Annotated in this window: 24 protein-coding genes; 11 read left to right on the forward strand and 13 right to left on the reverse strand. The window is 68.6% G+C overall.

The window, feature by feature from the left end:
- Positions 1-42: 42 nt before the first annotated feature.
- Positions 43-897 (reverse strand): alpha/beta fold hydrolase, encoded by an 855-nt coding sequence (locus OG579_RS10980; protein ID WP_328855961.1) that lies wholly within the window; start codon positions 895-897, stop codon positions 43-45.
- Between the two features lie 47 nt (positions 898-944).
- On the opposite strand from OG579_RS10980, the gene OG579_RS10985 reads away from it, so the two are divergent.
- Positions 945-1520 (forward strand): GNAT family N-acetyltransferase, encoded by a 576-nt coding sequence (locus tag OG579_RS10985; RefSeq protein WP_328855962.1) that lies wholly within the window; start codon positions 945-947, stop codon positions 1518-1520.
- A gap of 40 nt (positions 1521-1560) precedes the next feature.
- On the opposite strand, the gene OG579_RS10990 is transcribed toward OG579_RS10985, so the two are convergent.
- The 3 genes from OG579_RS10990 to OG579_RS11000 all read right to left on the reverse strand — a co-directional run bounded on the left by OG579_RS10990 (position 1561) and on the right by OG579_RS11000 (position 6880).
- The gene (locus tag OG579_RS10990; protein ID WP_328855963.1) at positions 1561-3060 is read right to left on the reverse strand and encodes a flavin-containing monooxygenase; all 1500 of its coding nucleotides are present in this window, start codon (positions 3058-3060) and stop codon (positions 1561-1563) included.
- A gap of 383 nt (positions 3061-3443) precedes the next feature.
- Entirely contained in the window at positions 3444-5618 is a 2175-nt protein-coding gene (locus tag OG579_RS10995; protein ID WP_045821230.1) for a 3-hydroxyacyl-CoA dehydrogenase NAD-binding domain-containing protein, read from the reverse strand.
- Positions 5619-5671: 53 nt separating this feature from the next.
- Positions 5672-6880, reverse strand: a complete 1209-nt coding sequence (locus OG579_RS11000) for an acetyl-CoA C-acetyltransferase (protein WP_045821229.1) — start codon at positions 6878-6880, stop codon at positions 5672-5674.
- 153 nt (positions 6881-7033) lie between these two features.
- Here OG579_RS11000 and OG579_RS11005 point away from each other — a divergent pair, with 153 nt between their 5' ends.
- The 3 genes from OG579_RS11005 (at position 7034) to OG579_RS11015 (ending at position 9849) form a co-directional block, all read left to right on the forward strand.
- Complete coding sequence (locus tag OG579_RS11005; protein WP_045821228.1) at positions 7034-8227, forward strand: TetR/AcrR family transcriptional regulator; 1194 nt, start codon at positions 7034-7036, stop codon at positions 8225-8227.
- On the forward strand, positions 8224-9216 hold the full coding sequence (locus OG579_RS11010; protein WP_328855964.1) for an adenylate/guanylate cyclase domain-containing protein: 993 nt from the start codon (positions 8224-8226) through the stop codon (positions 9214-9216). The genes OG579_RS11005 and OG579_RS11010 overlap by 4 nt, the downstream gene beginning before the upstream one ends.
- Before the next feature lie 63 nt (positions 9217-9279).
- Positions 9280-9849, forward strand: a complete 570-nt coding sequence (locus OG579_RS11015) for a dihydrofolate reductase family protein (RefSeq protein WP_328855965.1) — start codon at positions 9280-9282, stop codon at positions 9847-9849.
- A 2-nt stretch (positions 9850-9851) separates the two neighbouring features.
- On the opposite strand, the gene OG579_RS11020 is transcribed toward OG579_RS11015, so the two are convergent.
- Positions 9852-10493: a TetR/AcrR family transcriptional regulator gene (locus OG579_RS11020; RefSeq protein ID WP_045821226.1), complete on the reverse strand. Its 642-nt coding sequence runs from the start codon at positions 10491-10493 to the stop codon at positions 9852-9854.
- Positions 10494-10639: 146 nt separating this feature from the next.
- Between OG579_RS11020 and OG579_RS11025 the strand changes: the two genes are divergently transcribed.
- Positions 10640-11638 carry a substrate-binding domain-containing protein gene (locus OG579_RS11025; protein WP_328855966.1) on the forward strand — a complete coding sequence of 333 codons (999 nt, stop codon included), beginning with the start codon at positions 10640-10642 and terminating at the stop codon, positions 11636-11638.
- A 20-nt stretch (positions 11639-11658) separates the two neighbouring features.
- Here the strand turns inward: OG579_RS11025 and OG579_RS11030 are convergent, their stop codons facing one another.
- From OG579_RS11030 to OG579_RS11050, 5 genes are all read right to left on the reverse strand, one after another.
- Complete coding sequence (locus OG579_RS11030; RefSeq protein WP_328855967.1) at positions 11659-12723, reverse strand: sulfate/molybdate ABC transporter ATP-binding protein; 1065 nt, start codon at positions 12721-12723, stop codon at positions 11659-11661.
- Entirely contained in the window at positions 12720-13523 is an 804-nt protein-coding gene (locus OG579_RS11035; protein ID WP_328855968.1) for an ABC transporter permease, read from the reverse strand. The genes OG579_RS11030 and OG579_RS11035 overlap by 4 nt, the downstream gene beginning before the upstream one ends.
- Positions 13520-14317 carry a molybdate ABC transporter substrate-binding protein gene (modA, locus tag OG579_RS11040; protein WP_328855969.1) on the reverse strand — a complete coding sequence of 266 codons (798 nt, stop codon included), beginning with the start codon at positions 14315-14317 and terminating at the stop codon, positions 13520-13522. The genes OG579_RS11035 and modA overlap by 4 nt, the downstream gene beginning before the upstream one ends.
- Positions 14317-14736, reverse strand: a complete 420-nt coding sequence (locus OG579_RS11045; RefSeq protein ID WP_045821222.1) for a TOBE domain-containing protein — start codon at positions 14734-14736, stop codon at positions 14317-14319. Before OG579_RS11045 ends, modA begins: the two co-directional genes overlap by 1 nt.
- Before the next feature lie 67 nt (positions 14737-14803).
- The gene (locus OG579_RS11050; RefSeq protein WP_328855970.1) at positions 14804-15631 is read right to left on the reverse strand and encodes a DNA-formamidopyrimidine glycosylase family protein; all 828 of its coding nucleotides are present in this window, start codon (positions 15629-15631) and stop codon (positions 14804-14806) included.
- A 60-nt stretch (positions 15632-15691) separates the two neighbouring features.
- Here OG579_RS11050 and surE point away from each other — a divergent pair, with 60 nt between their 5' ends.
- Entirely contained in the window at positions 15692-16474 is a 783-nt protein-coding gene (gene surE / locus OG579_RS11055) for a 5'/3'-nucleotidase SurE (protein WP_328855971.1), read from the forward strand.
- 102 nt (positions 16475-16576) lie between these two features.
- Here the strand turns inward: surE and OG579_RS11060 are convergent, their stop codons facing one another.
- On the reverse strand, positions 16577-18592 hold the full coding sequence (locus tag OG579_RS11060; protein WP_328855972.1) for an SDR family oxidoreductase: 2016 nt from the start codon (positions 18590-18592) through the stop codon (positions 16577-16579).
- 121 nt (positions 18593-18713) lie between these two features.
- Here OG579_RS11060 and OG579_RS11065 point away from each other — a divergent pair, with 121 nt between their 5' ends.
- A complete protein-coding gene (locus tag OG579_RS11065; RefSeq protein WP_045821219.1) occupies positions 18714-18998 on the forward strand; it encodes a hypothetical protein in 285 nt (94 codons plus the stop codon).
- Here the strand turns inward: OG579_RS11065 and OG579_RS11070 are convergent.
- Positions 18980-19750, reverse strand: coding sequence for a lysophospholipid acyltransferase family protein (locus OG579_RS11070; protein ID WP_328855973.1), 771 nt, complete (start codon positions 19748-19750; stop codon positions 18980-18982). The genes OG579_RS11065 and OG579_RS11070 overlap by 19 nt on opposite strands.
- Positions 19751-19986: 236 nt before the next feature.
- Here OG579_RS11070 and OG579_RS11075 point away from each other — a divergent pair, with 236 nt between their 5' ends.
- The 3 genes from OG579_RS11075 to OG579_RS11085 all read left to right on the forward strand — a co-directional run bounded on the left by OG579_RS11075 (position 19987) and on the right by OG579_RS11085 (position 23313).
- On the forward strand, positions 19987-20988 hold the full coding sequence (locus OG579_RS11075) for an ATP-binding cassette domain-containing protein (RefSeq protein ID WP_328855974.1): 1002 nt from the start codon (positions 19987-19989) through the stop codon (positions 20986-20988).
- Positions 20985-21833: an ABC transporter permease gene (locus OG579_RS11080; RefSeq protein WP_045821216.1), complete on the forward strand. Its 849-nt coding sequence runs from the start codon at positions 20985-20987 to the stop codon at positions 21831-21833. The genes OG579_RS11075 and OG579_RS11080 overlap by 4 nt, the downstream gene beginning before the upstream one ends.
- Positions 21834-22041: 208 nt before the next feature.
- On the forward strand, positions 22042-23313 hold the full coding sequence (locus OG579_RS11085; protein WP_328855975.1) for an MFS transporter: 1272 nt from the start codon (positions 22042-22044) through the stop codon (positions 23311-23313).
- A 35-nt stretch (positions 23314-23348) separates the two neighbouring features.
- Here the strand turns inward: OG579_RS11085 and OG579_RS11090 are convergent, their stop codons facing one another.
- Entirely contained in the window at positions 23349-24689 is a 1341-nt protein-coding gene (locus tag OG579_RS11090) for an ROK family transcriptional regulator (RefSeq protein WP_328855976.1), read from the reverse strand.
- 353 nt (positions 24690-25042) lie between these two features.
- Between OG579_RS11090 and OG579_RS11095 the strand changes: the two genes are divergently transcribed.
- Positions 25043-26221: an LLM class flavin-dependent oxidoreductase gene (locus tag OG579_RS11095; protein WP_328855977.1), complete on the forward strand. Its 1179-nt coding sequence runs from the start codon at positions 25043-25045 to the stop codon at positions 26219-26221.
- Positions 26222-26253 lie beyond the last annotated feature (32 nt).

A 26253-nucleotide genomic window follows, 5' to 3' on the forward strand; every position in this document is an offset into this window, starting at 1 on the left:
CTTCAGGGTAGCAACGCCTCCGAGGTGGGAGGCGATCGTCGCTCAGGCCAGGAAGGCCAGCACGGTCGCCTCGAACGCCGCCTTCGCCTCGATCATCACCCAGTGTCCGCAGCGCGGGAACACGTGCAGTTGCGCGTCGGGGATGAGTCGCATCGGCGCCAGCGCCATGTCGGGCGGGCTCACGCGGTCGTCGCGGCCCCAGGTCAGCAGGGTCGGGCAGGCCACCTTGTGCATCATCGCCCAGTAGGGCGGGGTGTCGGCGGCGGCCATGAACTGCTGCTGCATCTCGAAGGCCGCGGATCCGTACATCGCCCGACCGGTCGCGAGGGCGTCGGGATCGATGGCCGCCTCCCAGCGTTCGGCGATGAGATCGTCGGTCACCAGGGACTTGTCGAAGACCATCGCGCGCAGCCACCGGACGAGCTTGTCGCGGTCGGGGTCGTCGGCGAACTCCTGCAGCAGCGTCAAGCCCTCGCTGGGTGACGGGCTGAAGAGGTTGCCGCCGACACCGCCGATGGTGACGAGCTTCCTGACCCGTTCGGGCTTGCGGATGGCGAGGTTGACCCCGACGACACCGCCCATGGAGTTGCCGATCATCGCCGCGCTGTCGATGCCGAGTTCGTTCATGAAGAGGTTCACGGCCTTGCCGGCGTTGAGCACCGGCATCCCCTCCCAGGCGTCGCTGACGCCGAATCCCGGGAACTCGAGCACCAGGCAGCGGTGATGCTCGGCGAAGGCGCCCAGGTTGCCACGGAAGTTGCGCCAACCCGTCACCCCCGGTCCCGAACCGTGCAGCAGGAGCAGCGGCGGGGCGTCGGGATCGCCCGCCTCGTGATATCGCAGCACTCCCTTGTCGGTGGTGAGCTCGCGTCGGGTGCCCTCGTATGTCACGTCCACCCGCTCAGACTAGAACGTGTTCTCGTTTCTTCGCTATCGTGGTCGCCATGACGTCCCCGGCGGTACGAGTCGCCCGGTCCCACGAGCGGCACACGGTGGCCGCGATCCTCGCCCGGGCGTTCGCCGACGACCCGGTGGTGCGGTTCATCTTTCCCGACGGCAGGCGCATCGGACCGTTCTACGACGCCCTGATGACCCACGAGCACTGCGCACGCGGATCGTCGGACATCGCGCACGTCGACGGCGAACCGGCCGCCGCGGCGGCGTGGGACCCGCCGGGCCATCGCCCCGGACTGTGGCACCGACTGGTCGCGGGCCCGGTGTTCGCGCGCAGGATGGGCCCGGCCGCCGCGGCGCGTGGGCAGGTCGTGCAACGGGCCATGGACGACGCGCGCCCCGACGAAGACCTCTGGTATCTCGCGCTCCTCGGCGCCGTGGTCACCGGACAGGGTTGCGGCAGTGCGCTTCTCGAACACCGACTCGCGACCGTCGACGGGCCCGCCTATCTCGAGAACAGCAACGCGCGGAACACGCCGCTGTACGAGCGCTTCGGCTTCGAGATCACCCGCGAGATCGTCATCCCCGACGGCCCCACCCTGTGGGGGATGTACCGGCGCCGGTGACTGATCGGCCCGCTCGCTCCGCTCCCGGCGCCGGCGAGAATCAGCTGAAGGAGTAGCTGTCGAGATCGAATCGCCGACTCGTCCACATCGTCTCGAGCGTGGTGGATGCGCGGAACGGCACGTCGCCGTGGTCGTCGAAGTAGTAGCTGTTCGAGCCGCCGCAACCACCCTGGAAGAACACCTGGTTCCCGCGTCGGGCCAGCATCGCCTCGAAGTACTCGGTGTTGGCCTCCTCGCTCACCTCCACCCGCGTGGCGCCGGTGTCGCGGGCGCGGCGCAGGCACCGCAGGATGTGGCGCGTCTGGGTCTCGATGAGATTGAAGTACGAGGATCCGTTGTAGCCGTAGGGCCCGAGGATGGTGAACAGGTTCGGGAATCCGGGCACGCTCACGCCCTGGAACGCCTGGAAGCGGTTCTTGTCCCACCAGGTGTCGAGGTCGATGCCGCCGATGCCGCGGACACCGAAGGGCGGCATGTTCCCGCGCTCGAACACCTTGAATCCTGTTGCCAGCACGAGGATGTCGACCTCGTGCAGTGCGCCGTCGGAGGTCCGGATCCCGGTGGGGGTGATCTCGGAGATGGAGGACGTCTCCAAGGTCACGTTGTCGCGGTTGAAGGTCGGCAGGTAGGCGTTGGAGAAGCTGGGACGCTTGCAGCCGAGGGCGTAGCGCGGCGTCAGCTTCGCCCGGGTGTGCGGGTCACCGACCGCGCGGCGAAGGTAGAGGCGGCCCAGCTTCTCGCCCACCGTCGCGATCGGCAGGACGCCGTTGAAGTGCGCGGGCAGCGGGAAGTTGAACTCGACGAACACCTGACTCAGGGTGCGCGCCAGACGTTTCGCACCCGGGATGGCGCCGAGTGCGGTGCGTGCGGCCGGGGGCATCGCCGCGTCGGGTTTCGGCAGACACCAGATGGGCGTGCGCTGGAACACCGTGAGGTGGTCGACGATCGGCGCGATCGCCGGGATGGCCTGCACCGCCGAGGCACCGGTGCCGATGACCGCGACGCGCGTGCCGACGAGGTCGACGTCGTGATCCCACCGGGCGGTGTGCATCACCGTCCCCGTGAACGAGTCGATGCCGTCGATCTCGGGCGGTTTGGGCTGCGTGAGCACACCCGTCGCGCCGATCACATAGCGCGCGGTGAGGGTCTCGCCGCCGCGCAGTGTCAGCGTCCACAGGTCGTGCGTGGCATCGAAGTCGGCGTCGACCACGCGCGTGTTGAGTCGCGTGTGTGCGTCGACGCCGTACTTGCGCACACAGTCGTCGGCGTAGGCCTTGAGTTCGGAGCCCGGCGCGAACACCCGTGACCAGTCGGCGCGCTGCTCGAACGAGAACTGATAGCTGAACGACGGGATGTCGACCCCGACGCCGGGATAGGTGTTCCAGTGCCACGCACCACCGAGACCGTCACCGTCCTCGACCAGTAGGTAGTCGTCGAACCCGGCCTTCCCCAACAGGATCGCGGCCCCGATGCCCGAGAACCCTCCACCGACGATGACGACCTCGTGGTCGGGCAGGACGGGCGCGGCGTTGTCATTCATGGATGTCAGTATCCCCGACACACGGTGCCGACCGCGTGGAAACCGACCACCTCAGCCGACCGTGCCGAACCCGACCACCTCGGCTGACTGTGTGGAAACCGCCGTCGAGTGTGCTGACAACCCACCGTGACCCGACAAACGAACAACGCACACTCGACGACGGGCTTCCGCACCGTCAGCGGCTGTATAACCCAGCCCAAAGGCTCACAAGCCGCTGACGGGGCGGAAACGCCGCATCGAGTGTGCGCAGTCCAGAACACTTCTCACCCATCGAGGTCAGCACACTCGATGGCCCTTTCCGCCCAGTCAGCACACACAGAAGAGCGGCCCGGCTCCTCGTGGAGGAACCGGGCCGCGTTGCGTTCTTCTGCCGTCAGGTCAGATCAGTACTTCTCACCCTTGGCGGCCTTGTCGACCAGCGACTGCGGGGGCTCGAAGTGCTTGCCGTACTTCGACGCCAGGTCCTTCGCGCGATCGACGAAGCCCTGCAGTCCACCGGGGTACTGGTTGATGTACTGCACGACGCCACCGGTCCACGCGGGGAAGCCGATACCGAAGATCGAGCCGATGTTGGCGTCGGGGATCGAGGTGATGACACCCTCGTCGAAGCACTTCACGGTCTCGAGCGACTCGGCGAACAGCATCCGGTCGATGAGGTCCTGGAACGGGACCTCCTTGCTGCCCGACTTGAACTCCTCGCGCAGTCCGGGCCACAGGCCGGTGCGCTTGCCGTTCTCGTCGTAGTCGTAGAAGCCCTTGCCCGCGGTCTTGCCGTCGCGGCCCTGCTCGAGCAGGCGGTCGATGACCTCGTAGGAACCGTGGTCGGGGAACTCCTTGCCCTCGGCCTTGGCGCCCTCCTGCGTCTCCTTGCGGATCTTCTGCATCAGGCCGAGCTTGAGCTCGTCCGAGAGCTGCAGCGGCGCAGCCGGATAGCCCGCCTGCTGGCCCGCCTGCTCGATGATCTGCGGCTCGACGCCCTCACCGACGGCCGCGATGGCCTCGTTGATGAACGTGCCGATGACGCGCGAGGTGAAGAAGCCGCGGCTGTCGTTGACGACGATCGGGGTCTTCTTGATGGCGAGGGTGTAGTCGATGACCTTGGCCAGCACCGCATCCGAGGTCTTCGCGCCCTTGATGATCTCCACCAGCGGCATCTTGTCGACGGGCGAGAAGAAGTGGATACCGATGAAGTCCTCGGAGCGCTTCACACCCTCGGCGAGGATGGTGATCGGCAGCGTCGAGGTGTTCGAGCCGAGCACGGCGTCGGGCTCGACGATGTCCTCGATCTCCTGGAACACCTTGTGCTTGACGTCGACCGACTCGAAGGCGGCCTCGATCACCAGGTCGACACCCTTGAAGTCTGCCGCGTCGACAGTCGGGTGGATGCGGGCGAGGAGGGCGTCCGACTTCTCCTGTGTGGTCTTGCCGCGCGAGAGCGCCTTCTCCTCGAGCTTCTCCGAATAAGCCTTGCCGCGCTTGGCCGCATCGAGATCGATGTCCTTGATCACGACGTCGATACCGGCCTTGGCCGAGACGTACGCGATGGCCGCGCCCATCATGCCGGCGCCGATGACGCCGACCTTGGTGGCGGTCCACTTGTCGTAACCGTCGGGACGCGAGCCGCCGCCGTTGATGTGGTTCAGGTCGAAGAAGAACGCCTTGATCATGTTCTGCGCGACCTGGCCGGTCACCAGCGACACGAAGTAGCGGGTCTCGATCTCGGTGGCGGTGTCGATGTCGACCATCGCGCCCTCGATCGCGGCCGAGAGGATGGCGCGCGGCGCGGGCATCGGAGCACCCTTGAGCTGACGACGCAGGATGGCCGGCATGGCCGGGAGCACCTGCGCGAGCGACGGGCTCGACGGCGAGCCGCCGGGGATCTTGTATCCCTTGACATCCCAGGGCTGCACGGCCTCGGGGTTCTCCTTCAGCCACGCCTTGGCGGCCGGGAGCAGCTCCTCGACGCTGCCGACGACCTCGTGGATGAGGCCGGTCTCCTTGGCCTTCTCCGGGCGCATGCGCGGGCCCTGCAGCAGAACGCCCATGAGCGCGTTCTGGATACCGAGCAGGCGCACCGTGCGTGCGACACCGCCGCCACCGGGCAGCAGGCCGAGGGTGACCTCGGGCAGGCCGATGGAGGCACCCTTCACGTCCGCGGCGATGCGGTGCTGGGTGGCGAGGGTGATCTCGAGCCCGCCGCCGAGCGCGGCACCGTTGATGGCCGAGACGACGGGCTTGCCGAAGGTCTCGAGGCGACGCAGGTTCTTCTTGAGATGGTTGGTGCGGTTGGTGATCTCGGTGGCGATCTCCACCTTGTCGCGCTCACCGCGGTCGCTGGTCATGTCCTTGAGGTCGCCACCGGCGAAGAAGGTCTTCTTCGCCGAGGTGAGCACGACACCGGTGATGTCGTCCTTCTCGGCCTCGAGGCGGTCGACCGTGGCCTCCAGCGAGCTCATGAACAGGTCGTTCATGGTGTTCGCGCCCTGGTTCGGGTCGTCCATGGTCAGGACGACGACCCCGTCGGCGTCTTTGTCCCAGGCAATCATGTTGTCGCTCATGTGTTTCGAGTGTCCTTAGTGAGAAGCAGTCGTGTGTGGGTGAGGCCGGTGCGTCAGACGCGCTCGATGATGGTCGCGACGCCCATGCCGCCACCGATGCAGAGGGTGACGAGGCCGTAGCGGCCGCCGCTGCGCTCGAGCTCGTCGACGACGGTGCCGAGGATCATCGCGCCGGTCGCGCCGAGCGGATGGCCCATCGCGATCGCGCCACCGTTGACGTTGGTCTTCTCGTGCGGGATCTTCAGGTCCTTCATCCACTTCATGACGACCGACGCGAACGCCTCGTTCAGCTCGAAAACATCGATGTCGTCGACGGTGAGTCCGGCCTTCTTCAGCACCAGCTCGGTGGCCGGCGTGGGGCCGGTGAGCATGATCGTGGGATCGCTGCCGGTCTGTGCGGTGGCGACGATGCGTGCGCGCGGGGTGAGGCCGGCACGCTTGCCCGCCTCGGCCGAACCGACGAGCACCAGGGCGGCGCCGTCGACGATGCCGGAGCTGTTGCCGCCGGTGTGGACGTGGTTGATCTTCTCGACCGCGTGGTACTTCTGCTTGGCGACCTCGTCGAACCCGGCCATCTCGGCCATGCCGGCGAACGCGGGCTTGAGCTTGCCCAGCGACTCGACCGACGAGCCCGGGCGACGGTGCTCGTCGTGATCGAGGACCAGGACGCCGTTCATGTCCTTCACCGGGACGACGGACTTGGCGAAGTAGCCGGCCGACCAGGCGGCCTCGGCGCGGTTCTGCGACTCGACGGCGTAGGCGTCGACGTCCTCACGGCTGAAGCCCTCGAGGGTGGCGATGAGGTCGGCGCCGATGCCCTGGGGGGCGATGTACAGGTCGTAGGCGGTGGCCGGGTCCTGGAACATGGCGCCACCGTCAGAGCCCATGGGCACGCGAGACATCGACTCGACGCCACCGGCGATCACCAGGTTGTCCCAGCCCGACGCGACCTTCTGGCCGGCGAGGTTGGTGGCCTCGAGGCCCGAGGCGCAGAAGCGGTTGATCTGGGTGCCGGGAACGGTGTCGGGCAGGCCGGCGACGAGGGCGGCGGTGCGCGAGATGACCGCGCCCTGCTCGCCGACCGGCGAGACGACGCCGAGCACGACATCGTCGATGTCGGCGGGGTCCATGTCGGGGAAGCGGGTGCGGAGCTCACCGATGAGTCCGGCCACCAGATCGACGGGCTTGATCCCGTGCAGCGAACCGTTGCGCTGCTTGCCGCGAGGCGTGCGGATCGCCTCGTAGATGAATGCGTCACTCATGGTGCATGTTCCTTTCCGATGTACATCTTCGGTTGGCGGGTCCGATACCCGGGCAACTCTTGAGCATGAGGCTAACGCTCGATAACTTGTTTGGCTATACCGGCTCGTCAAACCGGTCGGCGGGGTCAGTTTCTGCGCTAAGGTCTGTTCACCATGACCGCCACCGACCCACCCGTCACGCGCCGCCCGGCCGACCGCAAGAGCCAACTCGTGGCACTCGCGGCGCAGCTGTTCGGCGAGCGCGGCTATTCGCACGTGTCGGTCGCCGACATCGCGAAGGCCGCCGGGGTCACCGGCCCGTCGGTGTACCGCCATTTCGCCGACAAGCAGGCACTTCTCGCCGCCGCGGTGCTGGCGGGCGTCGACGACCTCGAGGCCTGCACCGACCGCGCCCTCGACCGCGCCGACGGCCTGGCACCCGAGGATCCGGCGCGCCTGGACGGCCTCGTCGACAGCATCTGCACCATGGGCATCCGCCGCCCCGACGCCGCGGTGTTGTGGCGTTGGAACGGCGCCTTCCTCTCCGACGACCAGAACCGCGAGGTCGCCACCCGCACCACGGCGGTGCTCGCACGGTGGGCCCGCGCGCTGCAGGTCGGGCGAGCCGACCTCGACGACCGCGGCGCCCGCCAGTTGGCGTGGGCGGCGCTGAGCATCGCGGGTAGCACGAGCATGCACGCGACCCGTATCCCGGCGGCGCGGGCGCACGCCCGGCTGCGCCTGCTCATCACCCGGGTGGTGTCGGTCCGCACCGCCGACGCACCGCTGCTCGAGACCGGTGCACTGCCCGGGCCCGAACCGATGGGCCGTCGCGACGAGATCCTCGACGCGTCGTCGGATCTGTTCGAACGCCGCGGGTTCGGCAACGTCGGTGTCGACGAGATCGGTGAGGCCGTCGGCATCACCGGGCCCAGCGTCTACCGACACTTCTCGAGCAAGGTCGCGATCCTCACCAGCATCGGTCAGCGCAGCGCCGCGCGGCTCGAGGCCGGCGCGATGGCCGCCCACGCCGCGTCGCGCACGCCGCACGAATTCCTGTCGCGGCTCGCCGATTCCTACGTCACGGTCCTCACCGCGACACCCGACCTCGCCGTCGCCTTCCACAACGGCACCGTGCTGCGCGATGTCGATGCGCGCGATTTGCTGGCCGCACAGCGCCAGTACGTGCGACGCTGGATCGAATTGGTGTGCGAGATCGACCCCGGACTCCCCCGGGCCGAGGCCGCGGTCACCGTGCACGCAGCACTGAGCATCGCCAACGACGCGATGCGCATGCGGCGGGGACGTGATCGACCGGAGCTCCCCGGACAACTCGCGCTGATGATGAAAGGCGTTCTGGGACTGTGACCGCTGCCGAGGAGAACCCGCAGGGCGATCCCCCGCACGATCGACTGGCCGCGGTCGAGGAGATGCTGCTCGGCGGTCCCCGCGTCTTCACCCGCGATCAGGCGGTCAGCGAACTCGACATCGACCCGCAGTTCGCCGACGAGATCTGGCGGGCGTTCGGTTTCGCGCACGACTCGCGGGATCAGCCGATCTTCACCGAGGACGATCTCTCGGCGATGGGACTGGTCATCGCGGCCTACCGTTCGGCGCCGGAGGGTCAGGCGGTCGCCGCGGCGCGCGCCATCGGGCAGACGATGTCGCGTCTGGCCGACTGGCAGGCCTACCGGCTCGACGAGCTCGATCGCGACAGCGGCGTCGACACCAGCCTCGGTCAGATGGCCATGGCGATGAGCCGTGTGCAGACCCTCATCTGGCGTCGCCACCTCGCCGCCGCACTGCGCAACATCGACTCCGACCGCGTGCCCGACGACGCCGTCGGGCACGAACTCGTCGTCGGGTTCTGCGACATCGTCGGCTACACCAGCCTCTCCCGCAAGATCGGCATGGACGATCTCAACGCGCTGCTCGAGGCGTTCGAGGGCCGCGCGAACGACATCATCACCGAGCACGACGGGCAGATCGTGAAAACGCTCGGCGACGCGGTGATGTTCACCGTGGCCGACCCGGTGCAGGCCACACAGATCGCGCTCGAGCTGCACACGCTCACCGAACAGCACGACATCCCGCCGCTGCGGGTCGGTCTCGCCTACGGGCGCGTGCTCACCCGGTTCGGCGACGTCTTCGGCGAACCGGTCAACATCGCGGCCCGACTCACCGGATCGGCGCGCCCCGGCACATCGCTGTGCGACGCCGAGCTCGCCGACGCCGTCGACGACGAGCGCTACTTCTTCAAATCGATCGGCTCGCTCAGCGTCCGCGGGTACCGCCACCTCAAGGCCCGGGTCATCGAGCTCAACCGGGATCACCAGCCGGCCGACGACGCGCGATGACTTCCTGACGCGACACCGGTCTACCCCTTCAGATCGACCCACCCACACATCCGGAGGATTGCCATGCGCCCGTTGATCATCACCGCATTCGTCTCACTCGACGGGGTCATGGAGGCCCCCGGCGGCGAGCCCGGCTACCGCAACTCCGGCTGGACCTTCGAGGGCATCGAGTTCGATCCCGCCGCCTACGAGATCAAGGGACGCGAACAGCAGGAGTCGACCGCCCTGCTGTTCGGTCGCACCTCCTACGAGGCGTTCGCGCCGGTGTGGCCGACGATGGAGGAGTTCGCGCAGATGAACACCCTCCCCCGCTACGTGGTCTCCACATCGCTGGAGTCCGACGACGACCGCTGGCCGGCCACCATCCTGCGCTCGGTCGACGACGTCGCCGCACTGAAGGAGACCGAAGGCGGCCCGATCCTGGTGCAGGGCAGCGCATCTCTGGGCGCATCACTCGCCGACGCCGGCCTCGTGGATCGCTACCACCTGCTGGTGTTCCCGGTACTGCTCGGCGCGGGCAAGCGCCTGTTCAGCGAGGCGGACAAGGACAGCACGCGTCTGCGCCTCGTCGAACACGAGGCCTACGGCAACGGCATCCAGAAGCAGGTCTTCGACGTCGTCCACGCCGACTGAGGTCAGTCCGCCCGCGTTCTCCGACGGCGCGGAGAGCATCGGCGCTCCAGACCGTCGAGCGCCGCCGCCACCATCGGTTCGACCTCGTCGGCGACATCACCGGGGCGTGCACCGTCGACGATGCGGCGTCCGACGTGGTCGACGAACGATTGCAGAACCGACAGGAGCGCGGCCGCACAGGCTTTCGCTGTGAACAGTTCGTCCTCGTCGCCCGTGTCGACGATCGCGGCCGTCAGCGCATCCGCCTGGCGGTCACGCGACTCGAGAACATAGCGCCGCACCTCGCTGCTCGTCGCACACAACGCGGGTAGGTCGCCCGCCGACTCGCCGGGCGACCTCCCGCGCAGGATGTCGACCTCGGCGAGGAAAGCGGGCCGGACCGCCGCGACCGGCGAGACCCCGCGGGGTCGGGCGGTCACCAGCCGCACGAGCGTGGACGTGACCTCCTCGTCACGGTCGAACAAGAGGTCCCGTTTCGTCCCGAAATGGTTGTAGACGGTCTGCGGCGAGACCTCGGCCGCGGCGGCGACGTCTGCCACCGAGACGTTCTCGTACCCACGCTCACCGAAGAGACGTGCTGCAGCATCCGCGATCTCGGCACGCGCGCGTCGCTTCTTGCGCTCTCGGAGACTGGCCTCGGTCACGCTCGCGACCCTAACACCGATCTCCCCAAATTTGTAGTCAACTCTAGACATGGAGTCGACTCCAGAGTATCAAGGATCGAGAGATCAGCACCCGGTCGTCGAACCCTGAGCGCGGTCGTGGTGCAGCCGACAGAGAGGACGACGAGATGATGCGAGCACCACACCGCATGGGCGTGTACCGCTACGAACACACGGAGCCGCTCTTCGACGGACGAGTCGACATCGACGGTGTCGACAAGCCCCTCGTGAGTGCTGATCTCATCTCGGATCTGTTCCGCGAGGCGGCGGGCGGCGGGCTCGACATCGCCGAATACGGGCTGACCTACTTCGTCCGCACCTTCGAGCAGGACGACTCGCCGTTCCTGGCGCTGCCGATCTTCCCCAACCGCCACTTCCGCCATTCGGCGCTGTTCGTCAACGCGGACGCGGGGATCGACCACCCGTCCGACCTCGTCGGCAAGGTCGTCGGGGAGTTTGCCCTCTGGGGGCATGATCCGGGTGTCTGGATGAAGGGGGTCCTGCACGACGAGTACGGGATCACCCCCGACCAGATGTCGTGGGTCATCGGCGGCACCGATCACCCCATACCGTCGTTCGACTGGATCCCCCAGCCGGTCCCCGAGGGCGTCGACGTCCGTCACGCCGGGCCGGATCAGACGTTGGCGGAGATGCTCGAGCGTGGCGAGGTCGACGCGTTGCTCTCCGTCGACGTCCCGCGTGCCTTTCTCGACGGCACGTCGCACAGGATCCGCCGACTCTTCCCCGATCACCGCACGGTGGAACGCGACTATTACGAGCGCACCGGCATCTTCCCGATGATGCACGCCATCGCGGTCCGTCGTGAGCTCGCCGCGGACGCGGCCTTCATGCGCGATCTGTACGCCGGGTTCGACGAGGCGAAGACGATCGTCCAGAAGCAGTACCTCGAGGGGGCGTCCAAGCAGCACATGTCCGTCATCACGCCCTGGTTCAGTGACCTGTTCGCATCGAACCGGGCGTTGTTCGGCGACGACTGGTGGCCCTACGGCACCTCGGCCAATCGCACTGCGTTGGACACCTTCCTGCGGTACAGCCATGAGCAGGGCCTGACCCGGCGCCGTCTGCAGGTCGAGGAGATCGTCGTGCCGGCCCTGCTCGACACCTGATGGTCGTCGAGCGCGGACGGTCAGCGCGCCGGGTAGACCGTCACCTCGGCCGCCTTCACCGTCAGCCACACATCTGTTCCGGCAACGAGTCCGAGGTCGGCGATCGCAGCCCAGCTGACCTCGGCGGTGATCTCGGCGAGTCCTGCGACACAGCGGACCGAGGCACGGGAGCCGGCCGGTGCGATCTCGGAGACCCGGGCCGCGATGACCGTGCGCGGGCTGCCGTGGGCCGGCGGCTCGGTGTAGACCGCGACCGCGGCCGGATCGAAGACGGCGGTCGCGCCGCCGCCTGTGGTGGGGACGGCATCCGCCGACGGTTCACCCACGACCTGCAGGCGGTCGGCGTTCACGGCCTCCCCGTCCCAGCGACCGGTCACGAGGTTGAGCCCGGCCAGCCGTGCGGCGAAATCGTCGGTGGGACGGGCGAGTACGTCGCGGACCGGTCCGTGCGCGGTGACCCGACCCCCTGCGATCACGACGGCGGTGTCGGCGAGGGTGACGGCGTCGACGAGGTCGTGGGTGACCAGCAGCGCGATGCGTCCGCGGTCGGCGAGAACCCGTCCGACGAGGGTGCGCAGGCGCGCCGCCACGTCGACGTCGAGCGCCGAGAACGGTTCGTCGAGGAGCAACACCGCGGGGTCGGCGGCGAGCGCGCGGGCGACGGCGACCCGTTGCGCCTGCCCACCGGAGAGCTGATGCGGCTTGCGGTCGAGGAGGTCGGCGACGTCGACGGCGTCGGCCCACCGCTCGACCCGCTGTCGGATCTCGAGGCGTCCCAGGCGTGCCGAGGCGGGGGCGAAGGCGATGTTGCGGGCGACCGTCATGTGCGGGAAGAGTCGCGACTGTTGGCCCAGCAGGGCGACCGATCGTCGGTGCGGTGCGACGAAGGTGTCGTCGTCGACGAGAGTCCGCCCGCCCACGCTGATCGAGCCCTTCGTCGGCCGCAACAGACCCGCGACGAGATTGAGCAGGCTGCTCTTGCCCGCGCCGTTGCGACCGAGCACCGCCACCGTCGACCCGTCGGGCACCGTGATGTCGACATCGAGGTCCGGGGCGGCCGACGTCGCCCGCACACGCAGTGTCACAGCGCGTTCCCCGCACCGGGCCGACGGAGATGCACCGCGATCACGACGACGAGCGCGACGACGATGAGCACGAACGACAGCGGTAGCGCCTGCTGGGGGTCGTTGATCTCGTCGACGTAGATCTTCAGCGGCGCGGTCTGCGTGACGCCCGGCGCGTTGCCGGCGAACGTGATCGTCGCGCCGAACTCACCCATCGCGCGGGCGAACGCGAGAACCAGCCCGCTGAGCAGTGCCGGGGCGACCAGCGGGACCGTGACCCGCAGCAGCGTGCGGGTCGGTCCGGCACCCAGGGTCGCGGCCACCTGCTCATACGACGAGCCCGAGACCCGCAGCGCCCCTTCAACACTGATCACCAGGAACGGCAACGCCACGAAGGTCTGCGCCAGGACCACCGCGGTGGTGGAGAAGGCGATGTCGATGCCGAGGACGGTGAGGTGCTCACCGATCAGGCCCTTGCGTCCGAACGCGTACAGCAGCGCGATGCCGCCCACGACGGGCGGCAGCACCAGCGGCAGGAGCACCAGGGCACGCACCACCCGGAGTACCACTCCGTCGGATCGGGCGAACACCACCGCCATCGGTACCCCGATGATCACACACAGCACCGTGCTGACCACGGCGGTGCGCAGGCTCAGTTCCAGTGCCTGCAGCGATGATTCGGAGGTGATCGACGAGATGAAGTCACGCCACGGCAGACGCTGGGTGAGGGCGATCGGGGGGATGACGATGAGCGCCAACCCGACGAGCGCGGGCAGGTACAGCCAGACGGGTACACCGCGCGCGCCCGGCTGCTTTCTCACCGTCCGGCGCCGAACCCCAACGCGTTCAACACCTGCTGACCCTCGGTGCCGGTGACGAGGTCGATGAACTGCTTGGCCTCGCCGGCGTGCTGCGTGCCCTTCACCGTCGCGATCGGGTACTCGTTGACCACCGCGGCGAAGGCGGGATCGTTCACCGCCGCGACCTTCGACCCGGCGGCCTTGGCGTCGGAGGTGTAGACGAGGCCGGCGTCGGCCTGACCGCTCGTCACCTTGGTCACCACGCCCGACACCGACGTCTCCTCGCTGGCCGGGCGGATGTCGACGCCGGTGTTCTTCTCGACGGTCGCGGCGGCGTTGCCGCACGGGACCTGCGGGGCACACAGGACCGTCGTGACACCCGAGCGGGCGAGATCGCGGACCGAGGTGATGTTCTTGGGGTTGCCGGGCGCGGTGATGATGGTCAGCACGTTGCGGGTGAACGTCGTCGGGTCGAGCGCATCGGCACCGAGCGAGGTCATGGTCTTCTGGTCGGCGGTGGCGATGACATCGGCGCTCGCACCCTGCTTGATCTGGGTGACCAGAGCCGACGACCCGTCGAACGTGGTCTTCACGGTGACGTTGGGGTGCGCCTTCTCGAAGTCCTGCGCGATCTCGGTGAAGCCCTTCTTCAGCGACGCGGCCGCGAACACCGTCAGCGTCACGGGCGCGCCGCTCGCCGAGGAGCCCGACGCGGAGGTGTTCGACGATCCCGAGCCGTCGTTCGACGAACACGCGGTCGCGAGTGCGGCGACGGTCATCGCGAGAGCAGCGAGACGAATCCGGTTGCGGGTCATCAGTTCTCTTTCTCGAGGGAGCTGTCGGGGCGTTCGACGATCACGGTGGTCGCCTTCACGAGTGCGGTGGCGACGACCCCGACCTCGAGGCCGAGGTCACGGACGGCGTCGGTGCTCATCAGCGACGTGACCTCGAACGGCCCGCACTGCATGGTCACCTGCGACATCACGGTGTCGGAGCGGACGTCGGTGACGAGGCCGACGAAGCGGTTGCGGGCCGAGCGCTCGGCGCCGATGCCGTCGGCGACCGGTTCGGGGGCACGGCGACTGGCCAATCGTGCGAGGTCGGCGCCGTCGACGACGGTGCGGCCCGCGTCGTCGGTCGTCGAGGACACCTCGCCGGCGGCGATCCATCGGCGCAGGGTGTCGTCGCTGACACCGAGCAGTTCGGCGGCGCGTCGGACGCGGATCTGTTCCACGCGCGAAATTCTACGCATACGCGTCTGCGATCTGTCTTGCGAGCCGCACGTGCGGAGACAGGATGGATCAGCGCCGGGGTGGGGCCTCCGGCCCGGGTTGGCAGTGCGGGCACCACCAGGTCCGTCGGCGCTCGGGGTCGTTGGGTTCCTCGGCGACCACGCGGATCGGTGTGCCGCACCGCAGGCACGGACGGCCTCGCCGGCCGGCGACCCAGTGCTGTTCTCCGCGGCGGCTGTTGCCGGTGGTGACCTGATAGGCGCCGCGCACCGTCGCGGAGTGATGGAGTGCTTTGCGGCCGAGACGCAGGAGCGCAGGCACGTCGACCTCGCCGATCGGTGTCCACGGGTTCAGTCCGCGCAGGAAGCACAGCTCGTTGACCCACAGGTTGCCGAAGCCCGCGACACAGCGCTGGTCGAGGAGAACGGCCGAGACGGCGCGGTCGGGGTCGGCCGTCATCCTTCGCGCGGCCTCGTCGGCGTCGAAGTCGGCGCGCAGCGGGTCGGGGCCGAGGTGTCCGATCACGGTGTGTTCATCGCGGGTGCGGATCAACTCGACGATCGGCATCGAGATGCCGTATGCCGCGGGACCATCACCACCGGAGGCCGAGGCCGTGCGCAGCAGCACCCGTACCTCGGCCATGAGGTCGCGCGGCAGCCACTTGCCCTGTCGGGAGACGGTCCACGTGCCGCTCATCAGCATGTGGGTGTGGAGCGTGAGGTCGTCGGAGAACCTGGTCAGCAGGTGTTTGCCGTGCGTGTCGAGTCCCAGCACCGTGTGATCGGAGAGGTCGGCGGTCGCATGTCGGGGAACGCGCAGCTCGCCACGGGTCACCGTCCGGCCTACGAGCACGTCGAGCTTGCGGGCGGCCACATAGACGCTGTCACCTTCGGGCACTCCCCCATCGTGCCCGGCCCGCGTGCATCGGGTGGCGGGCGGCCGATAGCGTCGTCTCCCATGAGCCTGCGCATCCTGCTGACCAACGACGACGGATGGCAGGCGCCGGGGATCGTCGCCCTCGCCGAGGGGCTCCGGGCGGCCGGGCACGCGGTGACCGTGGTCGCGCCCTCGGGCAATCAGAGCGGGGCCAGCGCACGGCTGAGCGCGGGCCGCGACCTCACGGTCACCCGCCCCGACGGGGAGATCGACGTCTGGTCGGTCGAGGGGTCGCCGGCCGACTCGGTGATCTTCGGACTCTCGCAGGTGTTCGCCGACGCCGCACCCGACATCGTCGTCTCCGGCGCCAACGCCGGCGCGAACGCAGGCCAGGCCGTGCACTTCTCGGGCACCGTCGGTGCAGCGGTCACCGCGGCGAGCTTCGGGGTGCCCGCGGTCGCGGTGTCGACCGACCTGCCGTGGGCCACCGAGCCCGCCATCGCGCAGTTCGATGCGACCACGAGAATCGTTGTCGCGCTGCTCGGTTCGGCCGCACCGCGCGATCTCGTCGCCGACGGCACCGTGCTCAACGTCAACGTGCCCGCACCCGAGCACGACGCGACCGCGCGCCTCGTCGCCACCACGCCCGACCGTTTCCCGATGGGCCGCATCGGCTACACCGGCGACGGACCCGATTACGCCCTCACCTTCGAACCCGGTCCCGAACCGCTGCCCGGGACCGACGTCGCGACCATCCGCGGCGGCGACGTCAGCCTGAGCATCGTGCCGGTGAGCGGGCATCTCGACGCCGAGGTCGCGGGCCGACTCGAGCGTCTCGCCGACGCCGACATCACCTGGCGCTGATAGCTGCTGCCGCTTCTGCGGAAAACGTCCCCCTGAGGGACCACGGAGGGCGTATTCCCCTCGGACACCGCTCTCGGGGCAGTTTTCCGCAGCGGCGTCAGCTCACCAGTAGACGCCGGGGATCAGCCGCGCGATGCGCTTGGCCGACTCCGGAAGCCCCGCGTTGGGGACGGGCACCGGCGGACGCGAGGACTTCTTGCCGGCTTTGTCCGCACCCGTCGACGACTCGACCGGCTTCTCCCCCTTGGCCGCAGCCGATTCCGGGAACAGCCGGTACGCCTGGTGCAGCAGCGCATTCTTGAACCGCGGGGCGAACATGCCCGTGAACTCCGCGATGGTGCCGACCGGGGTGTCGATGCGGACCGGACGCTTCTCGAGCGCCCGGATCACCATGTCGGCGGCGTCATCCGGCGACGAGGTGGGCAGCGACTGGTAGATGGTGGTCGGCGCGATCATCGGCGTACGCACCAGCGGCATCTTGATGGAGGTGAAGGTGATGCCGTCGTCGTGGACCTCCGAGGCGATCACGTCGCTGAACGCGTCGAGCGCGGCCTTGCTCGCCACGTACGCCGAGAACCGCGGCACCTTGGTCTGCACACCGATCGACGAGATGTTCACGATGTGGCCGAAGCGACGCTCACGCATCCCGGGCAGCAGGGCGAGCACCAGGCGGACCGCGCCGAAGTAGTTGACGCTCATCGTCCGTTCGAAATCGTGCATGCGCTCGGTCGAGTACACGACGCCGCGCCGGATCGAGCGGCCGGCGTTGTTGACGAGGAAATCGACGTGATCGTGTTCGTCCAGAACGGATTTCACCATCATGTCGACCGACTCGTCGTCGGTGATGTCGCACGGATATCCGTGGGCGTCGCCGCCGGAGGCGCGGATCTCGTCGACGGCCGCCTCGAGGTCCTCGGCCCCGCGGGCCACGAGGATGACGCGCGCACCACGACGCGCCGCCTTGTGCGCGGTCGCCAGCCCGATGCCCGAGGAGCCGCCGGTGATCATCACCCGACGCCCGGCCAGTTCCCCGGCCGGGTTGGGGCGGCGCGCACGGTTCGGGTCGAGTTCGGTGAACCAATAGCGCCAGAGGACGTCGGCGTAGTGGGAGAACTCGGGCACGGCCAACCCACTGCCCGCCAACGCCTTCTGCGTCTTCTCCGACGAGAACACCGACGGGAAGGTGAGGTGATCGATCACCACCGGCGGGATCCCAACCTGATCGAGGAGGAGGTCGCGGGCGATCTTGATGCCGGGCAGTTCGCTGAGCCGCAGCGCCCCGGTCGAGATGGGCGCGGGCACCGAACCGACCACGGTCGGCGCGCCGGCCGCCTTGGCGAGGGCTCCGAAGATCTCGCGGGTCGACTGCGGGCGGGGGTTCACGAGGTGGAAGGCGCGGTGGTCGAGTCCGCTCGCGTGGATCAGCTCGACCATCGCCGACGCCACGTAGTCGACGGGCACGACGTTGGTGTCGCCGACTTCGGGGACCACAGCGGGCAACAGGTGCGGCAGCGCGCCGAGAAGCCTGATGGCGGTGAAGAAGTAGTAGGGACCGTCGATCTTGTCCATCTCGCCGGTCTCGGAGTCACCGACCACGATCGCCGGACGGTAGACCCGCCACCGCAGCCCGACGGCGTCGCGAACCATCTTCTCCGCCATGTACTTCGTCTCGTGGTACGGCGACGGCAGGCCCTGCCCGAGGTCGAAGTCGTCCTCGGTGAAGGGACCGACATGATCGCCGGCGACGGCGACCGACGACACATGGTGCAGGACGGCGTCGAGGCGCAGGGCGAGGTCGATGACCGCCTTGGTGCCCTGGACGTTCGCCGCCTCCGACTGGGCGGCGGATGCGGTCATGTCGTACACCGCGCCGAGGTGGATGATGTGGTCGGCCGCGGGCGGCTCGTCGCCGAGCCCGAGTTCGGGCTGGGTCAGATCGCCGACGAGTGGGTGTACGCGGTCGCCGCCGACCCACTCCGACGCCATCCGCTCGATGCGGGGGACCGAGGACGCGCGGACGAGCGCGTGGACGGTCGCGGCGGGTTCGCGCTCGAGCAGTCGGGCGACGACCCTCCGTCCGAGGAAGCCGGTCGCGCCGGTGACGATATAGGTGGACATGGTTTCTCCACGTTCGTTGCAGGCGGGCACGTTGTCGGGCTCAATGGTCGCCCACCCGGCGTCACCGGTGGACGGACTTCGCCAAATCCCTGCGGGGCCACGGGGTTGGTACGGTCGCGGTGTGTCCGATCCCTACTCCTCCGGCGAGCGTGTCTTCGGACCGCCGCGGGGCACGTTCGACGCGGACTGGGCGGCGACGGCGCTGCGCTCGAACCGTCCGGCCCTCGACCACCCCACCTCGGTGCGTTTGGTGGAGCTCGCCTGGGATCTGCTGCGTACCCGCGACCTGCGCGGCGACGCCCTGGCCGCCGCGCTGCACTCCGATCACGACATCGACCCCGACACCGCGCGTGACGTGGCGGCGGTCGCGACCGAGACGGCGGGTTTCTACCTCGACCGGGGGTGATCGGCCCGGCCGGCGAGCCGGTCGCGCGCGAGGTCGACCGCGTGTTGCAGGTCGACCCGCACGGTGCGGGTGATCACGGCAGGCTTGTCGGTGGCGGCGATGGTGCGGGGTTCACCGATCACCACCTCGGCGTCGCGGCAGCTCGCGTCGGGATAGGCGATGCCGATCGACACCAGCGCCACCGGCGTGCGGCGCGCGATGCCCGAGCCGATGTGGCCCACCCCGCTCGCGATGGGGAGCAGCACCGCCGGGTTCTCGTTGCGGGTGCCCTCGGGGAAGATCGCGATGCTGTCGCCCGTGGCGGCCGCACGTTCGACGCAGATGTCGATCATCTGCCGGCCCGCCGCGACGGCGGTGCGGGTGTCGTGATTCTTCGCGCGGAACACCGGGATGCCGCCCATCATGTCGATCTTCGCGCGCTGGCCGGGATCGACGAACAGTTCGTCCTTCGCGAGCACACGGGTGTGCCCGATCCGTGGCCGCAGCGTCGACCGCCAGGCGGTGGCGGCGAGGATGAACTGATCGCGGTCGGTGAGGTGGTTCGCGCAGATCACCATCGGCACACCGCTGCGGACCAGGGCGGCGATCATCCCGCGGGCGTCGCCGTCGAAGCCGACGCGGGGTCGGTAGGTACGCGCGAGGTAGAAGTAGGCAAATCGCGACTTCCACCGCGGTTGCTGGTGCTCGGCGTAATAGCGGTAGACCGCGTCGGCGTTCTCCAGGGTCACCGCGATGAGCGGCGTCGTTGCCATGAACCTACGGTACCGTAGGTTTTGGCTTCCGCCGGATTCTCCGCTCCCGTGACGACATCACCGATGAGTTCCGCGTACCGCGCCGGTCAACCCCTGCATCCGACAGCCACCCGCCGACGCAACCGCGACCATCACGCCCGATCTCTCGAGGAGCCCGTCCCATGACCCCTGTACCCGAGGTGACCACCCGCAAATCGCATGGCGATTTGTCGGACTCGACCGCTACCTTGACACCCATGTCCGCACCCACCTCCGCGCCCGCCATCGAGGCGATCGACCTCGTCAAGAAGTTCGGCGACCAGACCGCTGTCGACGGGGTCAGCTTCACCGTCCCCGAGGGCACCGTCCTGGGGTTGCTGGGCCCGAACGGCGCCGGTAAGACCACCACCGTCCGCATGATGACCACGTTGACCCCGCCCACCAGCGGGACCGCCCGCATCGCCGGATACGACGTGGTCGAGCAGCCCAAGCAGATCCGTCGCGCGATGGGACTCACCGGGCAGGCCGCCACGGTCGACGAGATCCTCACGGGCCGCGAGAACATCATGATGATCGGCGGGCTCTACGGCATCGGCCGCAAGCAGTTGAGGGCCATCGGCGACCAACTGCTCGAGCAGTTCTCCCTCACCGACGCCGCCGACCGGCCGGTCAAGGGGTACTCGGGCGGTATGCGCCGACGGATCGACCTCGCGGTCAGTCTCTTGGCCGCACCCCCGGTCCTGTTCCTCGACGAGCCGACCACCGGACTCGACCCGCGGAGTCGTTCGGAGCTGTGGGATGTGTTGCGCGCGTTGGTGAAACAGGGCACCACCCTGCTGCTGACCACGCAGTACCTCGAGGAGGCCGACCAACTCGCCGACAACATCGTCGTCATCGACAAGGGCCGCATCATCGCCGAGGGTTCGCCGCTGCAGCTCAAGGAACAGGCCGGTCAGGCCAGCCTGGTGCTCACCGTGTCGCACACCGACGACATCGGCGCCGCCGAGGGACTGCTCCGCAAGACCGGCGGCGAGGTGTTCGTCGATCTCGGCGCGCGCCGACTCACCGCGCCCGCCGAGGGCCTCGCCGATCTCAACCGGGTGATCGGCTGGTTCACCGAGAGCGGCATCGCCGTCGACGACATCGGGCTGTCGCGCCCCAGCCTCGACGACGTGTTCCTCTCCCTCACCGGCCACACCGCCGAGGACAACGCCGCCGGCACCGATCCCGCCACCTCAGCTCAGGAGACCTCGGTATGACCACCACCGCCCCCGCGCCCACCGTCGTGATCACCCGACCCGAGATCCGCGACACCAATCTCGCGCAGCAGTCGTGGATCATGGTCAAGCGCAATCTGATCCACACCAAGCGCATGCCGGAGATGCTCTCCGATGTGACCATCCAGCCGATCATGTTCGTGCTGCTGTTCGCGTTCGTGTTCGGCGCGTCCATCACCGACACCGGCGGCGTCTCCTACCGCGAGTTCCTGCTACCCGGGATCATGGGGCAAACCATCGTGTTCTCGGCGTTCGTCGTGGCCACCGGCATCACCTCCGACCTCGAGAAGGGGATCATCGATCGCTTCCGGTCGCTGCCCATCGCGCGGTCGTCGGTGCTGATCGGCCGCAGCATCGCCAGCCTCATGCACTCGTCGATCGGTATCGCGGTCATGGCCGTGACCGGTCTGCTCATCGGCTGGCGCATCCGCAACGGTGTCGGCGAGGCGATCGGCGCGTTCGCGCTGATCCTCCTGTTCGGGTTCGCGATGATCTGGTTCGGCATCCTGGTCGGTTCGCTCATGCGGTCGGTGGAGGCGGTCAACGGTGTGATGTTCACCGTCCTCTTCCCGATCACGTTCCTGGCCAACACGTTCGTCCCCACCGGGCCCATGCCGACGTGGTTGCGCGTGATCGCCGAGTGGAACCCGATCTCGTCGCTCGTGCAAGCGATGCGCGAGCTGTGGGGCAACGGTCCCGCCGCCGCTCCCTCGGCGCAGTTGCCGCTGCACCACCCGGTGCTCGCGACCGTGTTGTGGACCATCGGTCTCACCGCGATCCTCGCCCCGTTCGCACTGCGCGCCTACAACAAGCGCACGGTCGACTGACCGGGCGCACGCCGAGACGCGTCCCGTCACCCGGCGAGGGTTGACCTCGCCGGGTGACGAGCGCACCGGAGGACACCGCGCCCGCAACCGGCCATCTCCGACATAACGCGCATCTCGGTCAAAGTCACTGGGCGGTCTGGCAATTCGCACCACGCTCGGGTAAGCCGTTAGCCACAGACACCATGGCGACGGGACGGACACTCCACGCATGCGATCAGCCGGCGAGAGACTCGACACCGACCAGCGTTCGGCCTTCGCGGCGAGCTATCTCGGCTGGATGATGGATGCGTTCGACTACTTCATCCTCGTGTTGGTCTACAAGGAGATCGCCGACGATTTCGGTGTGTCTCTCGACAAGATGGCCTACCTGACGACGGTCACCCTGGTGATGCGACCGGTCGGGGCGTACCTGTTCGGGATCTGGGCCGACAAGATCGGTCGCCGCACACCGCTCATCGTCGACGTGTGCCTGTACTCGGTGATCGGCTTCCTGTGTGCTTTCGCCCCGAACTACTGGGTGCTGTTCGTGCTGCGGCTGCTCTACGGCATCGGCATGGGCGGCGAGTGGGGGCTGGGAGCGGCCCTGTCGATGGAGAAGGTGCCCGCGCACCGTCGCGGCTTCTTCTCCGGGATCCTGCAGGGCGGATACGCCGGCGGCTACCTGCTGGCATCGGTCGCGTTTCTGGTGGTGAACTCGTGGCTCGGGTTGAGCTGGCGGTACCTGTTCGCGCTGTCGATCCTCCCCGCGTTCGTGAGCCTCATCATCCGACTCAACGTCCGCGAGTCCGAGGTGTGGGTGAACACCAAGGCGCTGCTGGAGAAGAACAAGACCTCGGTCCGCACGGTGTTCCTCAACCCGAAGGTGCTGCGGCGCTTCGTGTTCCTCGTCATCCTCATGGCCGCGTTCAACTTCCTGTCGCACGGTACCCAGGATCTCTACCCGACGTTCCTCAAGTCCGATGAGAACCGCGGCGCAGGCCTCGACGCCACGACCGCCACCTGGATCGCGGTGATCTACAACGTCGGAGCGATCATCGGCGGATTCGTCCTCGGATGGGCGTCGGACCGTATCGGGCGCAAGGGCGCCATCCTCGTCGGGGCCGTCCTGACCCTGCCGATCATCCCGATCTTCGCCTACTCGACCACGGCCGGGATGCTCTGTCTCGGTTCGTTCCTCATCCAGGCCGCGACGCAGGGCGCCTGGGCGTCGGTGCCCGCGCACCTGTCGGAGATGTCGCCCAACGCCATCCGCGGCTTCTACCCCGGCGTCACCTATCAGCTCGGCAACGTGATCGCCGCACTGAATCTGCCGATCCAGCAACACCTCTCGGAGCGATGGGGCTATCCGATGGCGTTGTCGGTGACCGTCGCGATCGCCGCGGTCGCGGTGGCCGTACTCACCCTGGTGGGCGCGCAGGCCACCGCGGTCGACTTCACAGAAGAGACCGAACCGGTCGGTGTTCCCGGTCTCACTCCGTGAGGGTTCCAGGTGTCACTCCGTGAGGGTCCCCGGTCTCACGCGGTGAGAGCGAGGGCTCCGATCGGGTCGCTGTAGATCGCGTCGAGGGACACCGCGCCTGCGGCCTGCTGCTGCACGCCGGCACCTGCCCGTGTCACGCGGACGTCGCGGTTGCTCGCCGCCGGGGTCGCCCGAACGGCACGGGCCACCGCGGGCAGCGTCGACGGGGCGTCGGTGAAGGCCTGACCACCCAGGATCACGTGGTCGGGGTTGAAGATGTCGGCGATGAGCGACACCGCGCGACCGAGCACCTCGGCGCGCTCGAGCAGGATCGCCGAGGCGGTGTCGTCGCCCGCGGCGGCCGCGGCGTGCACGTCCTCGACGGACTCCACGGTCAGACCCGCGGCACGCGCCGCGTCCACCACGCCGGTGTCGCTCGCCGACGCCTCGAGGGTGCCGGTGCGACGCGGGTCGAGAAGCGTGGTGGGACCGCTCGGGAAGTGGCCGATCACCGGCGGGCCGGCGCTCGGGGTGTAGACCGTGCCACCGACGGTGAACGCGATGCCCACCATCTCGCGGGCGTAGAAGTACAGGAAGCTCCCCGGCTCGTCGGTTCCCACCGACTGCTGCGGGTTGACCAGCAGCTCCGCGGCGGCCATCGCCTCGACGTGCGAGGCGACCGACACCGGCAGTCCGATGGTCTGCGAGAGCACCGGTCCGACGGGCGCGGCCGTCCACCCCAGGCGTGGATGGTCGACGAAACCGCCCTCGGCGACGCGGCCACCGATGGCGACGCCCGTCCACAGCAGTCGCTGCGAGGGCCAACGGGAGGCGAAGCGACGGGCCGACAGACCGATCGCGGTCAGCGTCTGTTCGGGGTTGTCGCCGGCGGGGGTCGGGATCTGGATCGCGCCGACCACACGGTGCAGCAGGTCGTGGGTGGTGATCGAGGTGACCTTGAGGCCGATGTGGATGCCGACGGTGAGGAAGTCGGCGACGTTGACCTCGAACGGCAGACGCGGGCGACCGATGGCGCCTGCGGGGGCCAGGTCGGCGCGCTCCCGCACGAGGCCTGCCTTCAGCAGGGCGCTGACCTGACGGTTCACCGTCGAGATGGACAGACCCGAACCGGCCGCGGCGTCGTCGCGGAAAATGGGGCCCTGCAGTCGCGCGGTCCGCAACACCACGGCCGACGGGCGCGTCGACAGCTGGAGTTGAGGGGTCGCGATGTGGATGGTCGGGGTCCTGGTTCGCAGCGATTGGCCGGTGAGGGGCCCGTCGGCGACACCGATCGCCAGCGGACGGGAACCACTACCGGGTCGGGGTCCGGACAGTCGGGTGCGGGTCTGCGCCGGACGCCGGGTACGGGTCGAGAGATGATCGAGTGAAGCGGTCATGAAGGTGTCCCTGTCGAATGTGCCACACCGCGCGTGAACTGCGTGGATGTGGAGAACGAATGTCTGAAAGAGGTCAGAGATTCGTGCGACAGAGAAGACGTGCGAACGGCAGACGGCAGCCCAACGCGGTGATCACGTAGGTGACCTCCGGGATGTACGACGTCGTGCTCGGCATGAGCGCAATCTAGCAAGAGCCGCCGACCACGGCAAAGGCAGCCGCACGAGGGCTTTTCGATCACCGCGATTCCAACCCCTGCCCATGGATCGGTACGCGGCGAGACTGGAGCGCGACCTCGTCCACGTGCACGCACGGGCCGGGGTGTCATCCGCCCCCTGTCTCCCGAGAGGACATCGTGTCCCTGCGTCTTCACTGGTTCCTGCCGACGTACGGCGATTCGCGGAACCTGATGGCGGGCGGCCACGGCGCCGCGATGTCGGGTGACCGGCCGGCGGACCTGCGCTATCTGCGCCAGCTCGCCGGGGCCGCGGAGATCAACGGCTTCGAGTCGGTCCTCACCCCGACCGGCCTGTGGTGCGAGGACGCGTGGCTGTCGGTGGCGATGCTCGTCGAGTCGACGGAGACCCTGAAGTTCCTGGTGGCGTTGCGCCCCGGGCTGACCAGCCCGACGCTCGCCGCGCAGATGGCCGCCACGCTGCAGCGCCAGTCGGGTGGGCGACTGCTGCTCAACGTGGTGACCGGCGGCGAATCGGCCGAGCAACGCGCGTTCGGCGACTTCCTCTCCAAGGACGCACGGTACGAGCGGTCGGGCGAGTTCCTGCACATCGTCCGGCACCTGTGGACCTCCGACGAGCCGTTGACGTTCAACGGCAAGCACATTCGGGTCGAGGGTGCGGCACTCTCGCGGCGGCCGGACCCGCTGCCACCGATCTTCTTCGGCGGGTCGTCGCCGGCCGCGGGGACCGTTGCCGCCGGGCATGCCGACACCTACCTCACGTGGGGTGAGCCGCCCGCCGCGGTCGGGCGCAAGCTCGACTGGATCCGCGATCTCACCGCCGCCACCGGCCGCGCGGTCGACTTCGGGATCCGATTCCACGTCATCGCCCGTGAGACCTCCGAGGCGGCGTGGGCCGAGGCCGACCGCTTGCTCTCCGCTCTGGACCCCGGCGTCGTGGCCGACGCCCAGGCCGCGTTGGCGCGGTCGGAGTCGGTGGGGCAGCAACGCATGCGGGAGCTCCACGGCGGCGGCTCGGGGTTCGTCGCCGGTGGCGATGCCCGCGCGCTCGAGATCCACCCGAACGTGTGGAGCGGCGTCGGACTGGTCCGTGGTGGCGCCGGTACCGCCATCGTCGGATCGTACGAGGAGGTCGCCGAGCGGATCGCCGACTACGCCGATCTCGGTATCGACCACGTCATCCTCTCGGGCTATCCGCATCTCGAGGAGGCATACCACGTGGGCGAGGGCGTGCGTCCCGCACTCGCGCGGCGTGGTCTCATCGACAGTGGAATCGCCACGGCGCACCCTGTGCAGGGGGCGTTCCTTCCTACGCTGGAGCGCGCAGGCGCATCCTGACACGCCGTTCTGTTCTGCCCACCCGACATCCA

Source organism: Williamsia herbipolensis (assembly GCF_036153515.1).
Classification (GTDB): Bacteria; Actinomycetota; Actinomycetes; order Mycobacteriales; family Mycobacteriaceae; genus Williamsia_A; species Williamsia_A herbipolensis.

Coding starts and splice junctions, on each gene's coding strand:
- OG579_RS11000 (WP_045821229.1), bottom strand. CDS start 6,880: ATGAGTGACGCATTCATCTACGAGGCGATCCGCACGCCTCGCGGCAAG.
- OG579_RS11015 (WP_328855965.1), top strand. CDS start 9,280: ATGCGCCCGTTGATCATCACCGCATTCGTCTCACTCGACGGGGTCATG.
- OG579_RS11090 (WP_328855976.1), bottom strand. CDS start 24,689: ATGACCGCTTCACTCGATCATCTCTCGACCCGTACCCGGCGTCCGGCG.
- OG579_RS11060 (WP_328855972.1), bottom strand. CDS start 18,592: ATGTCCACCTATATCGTCACCGGCGCGACCGGCTTCCTCGGACGGAGG.
- modA (WP_328855969.1), bottom strand. CDS start 14,317: ATGACCCGCAACCGGATTCGTCTCGCTGCTCTCGCGATGACCGTCGCC.
- OG579_RS11080 (WP_045821216.1), top strand. CDS start 20,985: ATGACCACCACCGCCCCCGCGCCCACCGTCGTGATCACCCGACCCGAG.
- surE (WP_328855971.1), top strand. CDS start 15,692: ATGAGCCTGCGCATCCTGCTGACCAACGACGACGGATGGCAGGCGCCG.
- OG579_RS10985 (WP_328855962.1), top strand. CDS start 945: ATGACGTCCCCGGCGGTACGAGTCGCCCGGTCCCACGAGCGGCACACG.
- OG579_RS11025 (WP_328855966.1), top strand. CDS start 10,640: ATGATGCGAGCACCACACCGCATGGGCGTGTACCGCTACGAACACACG.
- OG579_RS11070 (WP_328855973.1), bottom strand. CDS start 19,750: ATGGCAACGACGCCGCTCATCGCGGTGACCCTGGAGAACGCCGACGCG.
- OG579_RS11005 (WP_045821228.1), top strand. CDS start 7,034: ATGACCGCCACCGACCCACCCGTCACGCGCCGCCCGGCCGACCGCAAG.
- OG579_RS10995 (WP_045821230.1), bottom strand. CDS start 5,618: ATGAGCGACAACATGATTGCCTGGGACAAAGACGCCGACGGGGTCGTC.
- OG579_RS11075 (WP_328855974.1), top strand. CDS start 19,987: ATGTCCGCACCCACCTCCGCGCCCGCCATCGAGGCGATCGACCTCGTC.
- OG579_RS10990 (WP_328855963.1), bottom strand. CDS start 3,060: ATGAATGACAACGCCGCGCCCGTCCTGCCCGACCACGAGGTCGTCATC.
- OG579_RS11085 (WP_328855975.1), top strand. CDS start 22,042: ATGCGATCAGCCGGCGAGAGACTCGACACCGACCAGCGTTCGGCCTTC.